Annotated in this window: 1 pseudogene; it reads right to left on the reverse strand. The window is 46.8% G+C overall.

Annotated features, from left to right (window positions below):
* Window positions 1-297: pseudogene (locus HK25_RS13095) on the reverse strand (hypothetical protein); the annotation flags it as partial.

Below are 297 nucleotides of genomic sequence, written 5' to 3' on the forward strand. Positions count from 1 at the left end.
GATTGTTAATCATGCTGTCCTGAGAGGCTGCCAGCTCAATAAACAGCAGATAGTCAAGCCAGGATTGCTTATTCGCATAGCTTTCAAAATCTGCGAGAGAGGCTTTGCCTGACTGACAATCTGCGATATAGGATACAAGCCTTTCTAAGCCGGTTTCTTTCGGTTTCTTTGGGTAGGAGTAATCCCAGTCTGACGCTGTATACCCCAGCCATGTAGCCGGGTTTTTACCCGCCGCCTGCACCAGATAGTGCAATTTATTCTTTTTATCTATCAGGTAATCGGCTGCCGGTTTACTGC

Source organism: Acetobacter sp. DsW_059 (genome assembly GCF_002153695.1).
Lineage (GTDB): Bacteria > Pseudomonadota > Alphaproteobacteria > Acetobacterales > Acetobacteraceae > Acetobacter > Acetobacter thailandicus.